Genomic DNA, 5,798 nt, shown 5'->3' with positions numbered 1-5,798 from the left:
AAGATTTGCATCGTTTGTTCGCACAAGCGATCGCTCTTTTCCAAAGCAGCTTTACCAATAATCGCCGCGGGATCGATCGTCTTGTCTTTCTGCCCGATCTCTTGTTCCCAGTTTCTAATCATCTGCCCAATTTCTGACGATTCCTCAGCAATTTTCCGATCTCTTAGGAACTGGTAAATTGAGACAATGCCTAGACCGGAAACCACTCGCTCGACTGAAATTCGCTGAATATTGTGCTTATCGAGCAGATATTTCAACAGCTGAAATTCTAACTCCGAGCGAGGTGCAAAGTCAGCGTGTCCGCCTTCCGAGGGGAACACTTTATGGGCGTTGGATGCTAAGCGGATTAAAAACCCTTGTCCTAAGCCGGTACCCGCACCAATCACGCCAATCGGGGCGTCTTCCTGATGCTTGCCAGCTTGCAAAGTGTACAAGTCTGATTCGGCTAAACCCAGGACCCCATAGCCAACAGCGGCGAAATCGTTGATTAAACTAACCGCAGCGATTCCTAATTGTTGCTCTAGCCGTTTGCTATCAAGCGACCAAGATAGATTGGTCAGTATAGAGGTGTTGTTGACAACAGGACCCGCGATCGCAAAACAAGCTTTTTCCGGTTTCGGTGTCTCGCCGAGTTGTCCAGCCGCTGCCGTCAAAAACTGCCGCACCATTGGCACCAAATCGGGAAAATTGCCACTGGGGAAAATCTCCTCATACAGAGTTTGCAATAATTCCCCAGAATCAGACGCTTCTACCAAGCGCAGAATCGTCTTAGTACCCCCGATATCCCCTGCTAATAACAATCCCATGACCTTAATTAAACCGGATGACTTTTTCAGTTTGACTCAAGTGAGAAACATCTCCATTGAGTTCCATCACCCATTCTTCACCATCGCGCACCAGCTTAACCAAACAACACAGCGCGGCGTTTACTTCAGTTTCGGCTGTACCCCCCCGGATACCGAGAGTTGCACCCAGCACTGATGCACCGTGACCCACCAATAAGATATCTTCGGAAAACTCAGATGCAAGGCGTCTTGCGACTTCCCCAGAGCGTTCCATTACTTCTTCCCCAGTTTCGGGATAATTCGCGATTACGCGAGAAGTGTAACTGAGGTCAATTTGGGGAAATTGCTCGTGCAATGCTTCCATTGACAATCTTTCAGGCATCGCTGGCATCCAGTGAGGATTTAACCATTCGCTTAAGCCAGACTCAAGTTTAATTGGTAAATTCAGCACTTGTGCAACTTGGTGCGCCGTTTGTACCGTTCGCAGGAAGGGCGAGGCAAAAATATGGGCAATCTTTTCTCCCTTCAGGCGCTGCGCGAGTTGTTTGGCTTGTTCCACGCCGTCCTCAGACAGGGGTGGATCGTAGGGACGTTCGGCGGTTAAGAACCAGTCGGGGTTCACGAAGTCGAGGCGGTTGGCGTGTCTTGCAATCCAGACGGTTTGGGTCATGGGTTTAGGGGATAATGAGCAAAGAGCAAGCCGAATACGATTTCACCTAAAGGTCGCCGCCAATCAATTGTTGGAAGTGGCAGCTGGCTCCAGACGCGAACTGACAAGTCAGCGCTTCGCTATCGCTAGCTCGTCTTCTATAATCTAAAATCCAAAATGGTAGAAAGCGATGGCGATCGCAGCCTCTTGAGCAAGCTGCCAATTTAATATACTCTGCAAAATCAATCTCAGTCGTTTCTCCCAAGTTTTCCAAGCGGAATAGACAGACCGGATTCTCCTCAAACTGCGATTACCAGGTTTTCTGGCACTTTGCGCCCAGAAAGTCATCCTTTTGCTTAAGAAAATCCCTATTTTTCGGCTTTTCGCTCTCAGACCTGGTGCAATAATGTAATACCGCGATCGCGTCCCTCACTGATGAGAGCAATTGCTCAATTGGAGTTGCTAACGCTTCGTAATACTTTTTCCTAGAGACCAAGGTGCCGCGAGCATCGTCCTACCCCCACCTATCAATGTCGCTGAGTGTCAGTAAGCATCTGCAAGATTTTTCTCATTTTGTTTCTCAAGATGCAATTATCCGATGGATTCGTGGGTACCCTTTTACTAGCTGATGTTGAAGGAAAAGGCATAGGAACCCCCCTCTTGGGATAGACACAGCATCTTTCAGAAAGGTTACAATAGTTTACAATTGCGATCGCTTTAAATTATCGCTCTGATTCAAGACTCAGCGCTATGAAAACTGCTCAGACCTCTACAGATACCGTCCGTGCTTACTTGCGAGAAATTGGGCGCGTTCCCCTGCTTACTCACGAGCAGGAAATCCTTTATGGAAAACAAGTACAGCGCTTAGCCACCTTGCAGGAAGTAAAAAATTCACTCTTGTTGCAGTTAGGACACGAGCCAACCGACGAGGCGTGGGCTTCTTCAACTGGGTTGTCAGAGAAAGAGTTACAGCAGGCGATCGCAGTGGGTGAAATCGCCAAGCGCAAGATGGTCGAAGCCAACTTGCGGCTCGTCGTTTCGGTTGCCAAAAAGTACATCAAACGTAACGTAGACCTCTTGGACTTGATCCAGGAAGGCACAATGGGAATGCAACGGGGCGTCGAAAAATTTGATCCCACCAAAGGCTACCGATTTTCCACTTATGCTTATTGGTGGATTCGGCAGGCGATTACTCGCGCGATCGCAGAAAAAGGACGCACCATTCGCCTCCCCATTCACATCACCGAAAAACTCAACAAAATTAAGAAAGCTCAGCGCCAACTTGCTCAAAACCTGGGACGAGCTGCTACAGTCGGCGAACTCGCCGCCGAACTAGAATTGACCCCCAAGCAAGTTCGGGAGTACCTAGAACGGGCGCGTCAGCCCCTTTCTTTGGATCTGCGTGTCGGAGATAATCAGGATACAGAACTGGTAGAACTACTGGAAGACACCGGCCCTTCCCCAGAAGACTTCGCAACTCAATCTTCCCTCCAAGTTGACTTAGAAAAACTAATGTCAGACTTAACGCCTCAACAACGCGAGGTATTAGCGCTGCGGTTTGGTTTAGCCGATGGACAAGCCATGACGCTGGCAAAAATTGGCGAACTTCTCAACATCAGTCGGGAACGAGTACGGCAAATCGAACGGGAAGCCCTCTCCAAGCTTCGCAAGCGCAAAGCCGATATGCGGGAATACATTGCGGCTAGCTAATTGAGGAGTTAGGACTGAGGAGTTAGGACTGAGGACTGAGGAGTTAGGACTGAGGACTGAGGGCTGAGGACTGAGGACTGAGGAGTCAGGGATTAGGAGCTAGGGCTGAGGGCTGAGTAGCCAGTTTTAAGTTTTGAGTATGAACTTTCTCAGCACTTAATAAAGGTAAAAGAATCCGCCGTTTAAAGTTCGGTTCTGCCCACTGTGACCCCGGAAGGAGCCTGCTAAATTAAGGGTATTAGAAGGATTTACAACTCTCGGAGCTAGTTTCCGAGTCGATCGATAGAACAAGTATTGAGCAGCGATCTACCCTGGTACAAGGATTTGAGAGTAGCTGCCTCTAGAAAGTACGGAGAAACAAAGTGAACAACCCGTCAAATCGAGTCTCAGAGTTCTTTGAAGGTGAGTCGGAAGGCGGCAACTTGCTTTGGCAATACGTCCAATCCATGAGTCCAGAGACGATTACTCAGCTTTCCAAACCCGCGTCTCAGGAAGTATTTCAGGTGATGGAACGCAATATTGTTGGGCTGTTGGGGCACCTACCACCAGAACATTTTGGTGTAACGATCACCACCAATCGTGAAAACTTAGGGCGTATGCTGGCTTCGGCGATGATTAGCGGCTATTTCTTGCGGAACGCCGAACAAAGAATGACCTTTGAAAATGCCTTGACAGGTGCTACTGAAGTCAATGTATCTGATGCTGAATAGGCAAATTGAGCGGCATCAGCGCCAGTTCCGATGATTGTACTGCAATTGCAGCAACAAAGCGGCTCGGCAGACTGGGAAGTCAGTCTGCCGAGTTCTGCTATTTTGGAGTTTAGGCGATCGCTTCTAGCCTGGTACTCCCAAAACGGTCGAGACCTCCCCTGGCGTCACCACCCCGACCCCTACGCCATCTGGGTATCGGAAATCATGCTCCAGCAGACCCAGGTAAAAACAGTTATTCCTTACTACCAGCGGTGGTTAGCCCAATTTCCCACAATTGAAACCCTCGCCGCCGCTGACTTGCAGCAAGTCCTCAAAGCTTGGCAGGGACTCGGTTACTACGCCCGTGCCCGTAATCTGCACAAAGCCTCTCAGGAAATTATCCAACGTCACAACGGAATTTTTCCTACCCACCTATCAGACGTTTTAGCTTTATCCGGGATTGGACGCACCACCGCCGGGGGCATCCTCAGCGCCGCCTTCAATCAACCCGTGGCGATTCTAGATGGCAACGTCAAGCGGGTTTTAGCGCGGCTGGTAGCATTGCCAGTGCCACCAACAAAAGCAACAAAACCGCTCTGGCAGCTCTCAGAGAGCCTCCTCGACCCCGAACAGCCCAGAGATTTTAATCAGGCGCTGATGGATTTGGGAGCCACTATCTGCACTCCCCACAACCCAGCCTGCAACAGATGTCCCTGGATGTCCCACTGTCGCGCATACAATTTGAATATTCAGTCAACTTTACCCATGCGCGAAACCTCTTCCCCCATCCCCCACAAAAACATCGGCGTTGCCGTTATCTGGAACGAGCAGAAAGAAATTCTCATCGATCGCAGACCCCAGAACGGTCTTCTGGGAGGTCTTTGGGAATTCCCTGGCGGCAAATTAGAGCCTGGTGAAACCGTCGAGGAATGCATTAAAAGAGAAATTCAGGAGGAATTGGGCATTGAAATTGAAGTGGGCAAACATCTCATCACCATTGACCACACCTATACCCACTTCCGCGTCACCCTCAACGTCCATCACTGTCGCCACCTCACAGGCATTCCCCAACCGATCGAATCCGATGAAATCCGCTGGGTGACACTGGATGAAATCGATCAGTTTCCCTTTCCCAAAGCGAACATCCAAGTTATCGATGCCCTGCGGCAGGCTTAGAATTTTCTAATTCGATTTACGAACCGCAAAAACGCAAAGGACGCAAAGGACGCAAAGGACGCAAAGAAAACAGGGAATAGGGAAGAGTGCGATCGCACTCAATCTTTTTTATAAAATTTTGGTAGTGGTGAATAGTAATGGTTAAGAGCGAAGGGAGGCGTTGTAATGATGCACAAAATACCAAATCGCACCAATGTGATTACTCAACTTCTTGGAGAAAGATAAGGTTTTACGAACTAAGCGCCCCACTCGTTGCCGTAAGGTGTTGTTGAACCGTTCGATATAGCTAGTTTTTCCCGTTTCTTTGCCGACTGCGCGATGCCGCTTTCGGGCGTAGTACCTGCTCATACGCCTCCCAAAAATCGGTGTAGCAAATCGCGCACTGGCGGTAAACAGCTGGTAAGGATTGCCAAAGCCCCTTTGCGCCTTGCCGAGAACGATCTCCAACGAATACGCCAACAATCTCACGGCTACCAGCATCAATGGCGAGCCAGATCCATTGTTTATTCGTTTTAGCGCCAACAAACGACCACATCTCGTCCAACTGAATTATCAGCCGACCCGGTTTTTTTGGGTGACTTCGACAGTTTTTGGAGTTTGATAAAACTTCTGATTGACGTACATTTGCAGCCAACGCTCAGAAACACCCGTTACCCGTGCAATTGCGGCAAGTGCAAGGCGTTCGAGCAACAACTTATCAATCAATTGACGAGTTGCCTCATCAATCGGTTGTCGGGTTGCATTCTCGACGAACTGTCGCCCACACTCCTGGCAACGGAATCGCGGTTT

5 protein-coding genes and 1 pseudogene are annotated in these 5,798 nt (G+C 49.3%); 3 read left to right on the top strand and 3 right to left on the bottom strand.

What is annotated here, in order from left to right; translation table 11 throughout:
- Nucleotides 1-806 (bottom strand): glucokinase (locus H6F50_RS03335; RefSeq protein ID WP_190426323.1); only part of this gene is annotated, 806 nt, incomplete at its 3' end.
- Nucleotides 807-810: 4 nt separating this feature from the next.
- Nucleotides 811-1,455, bottom strand: coding sequence for a histidine phosphatase family protein (locus H6F50_RS03330; protein WP_190412168.1), 645 nt, complete (start codon nucleotides 1,453-1,455; stop codon nucleotides 811-813).
- Between the two features lie 729 nt (nucleotides 1,456-2,184).
- Here H6F50_RS03330 and H6F50_RS03325 point away from each other — a divergent pair.
- From H6F50_RS03325 to mutY, 3 genes are all read left to right on the top strand, one after another.
- Nucleotides 2,185-3,144: an RNA polymerase sigma factor, RpoD/SigA family gene (locus H6F50_RS03325; protein WP_190412167.1), complete on the top strand. Its 960-nt coding sequence runs from the start codon at nucleotides 2,185-2,187 to the stop codon at nucleotides 3,142-3,144.
- 362 nt (nucleotides 3,145-3,506) lie between these two features.
- A complete protein-coding gene (locus tag H6F50_RS03320; RefSeq protein ID WP_190412166.1) occupies nucleotides 3,507-3,854 on the top strand; it encodes a DUF760 domain-containing protein in 348 nt (115 codons plus the stop codon).
- Between the two features lie 30 nt (nucleotides 3,855-3,884).
- Nucleotides 3,885-5,009 carry an A/G-specific adenine glycosylase gene (gene mutY / locus H6F50_RS03315; protein WP_190426320.1) on the top strand — a complete coding sequence of 375 codons (1,125 nt, stop codon included), beginning with the start codon at nucleotides 3,885-3,887 and terminating at the stop codon, nucleotides 5,007-5,009.
- 141 nt (nucleotides 5,010-5,150) lie between these two features.
- On the opposite strand, the pseudogene H6F50_RS03310 reads toward mutY, so the two are convergent.
- Nucleotides 5,151-5,798, bottom strand: a pseudogene (locus H6F50_RS03310) (IS1 family transposase); the annotation flags it as partial.

Origin of the sequence: Coleofasciculus sp. FACHB-712 (assembly GCF_014695635.1) — a bacterium.
GTDB lineage: Bacteria > Cyanobacteriota > Cyanobacteriia > Cyanobacteriales > FACHB-T130 > FACHB-T130.
This window is presented reverse-complemented; position numbering and strand designations above follow the sequence as displayed.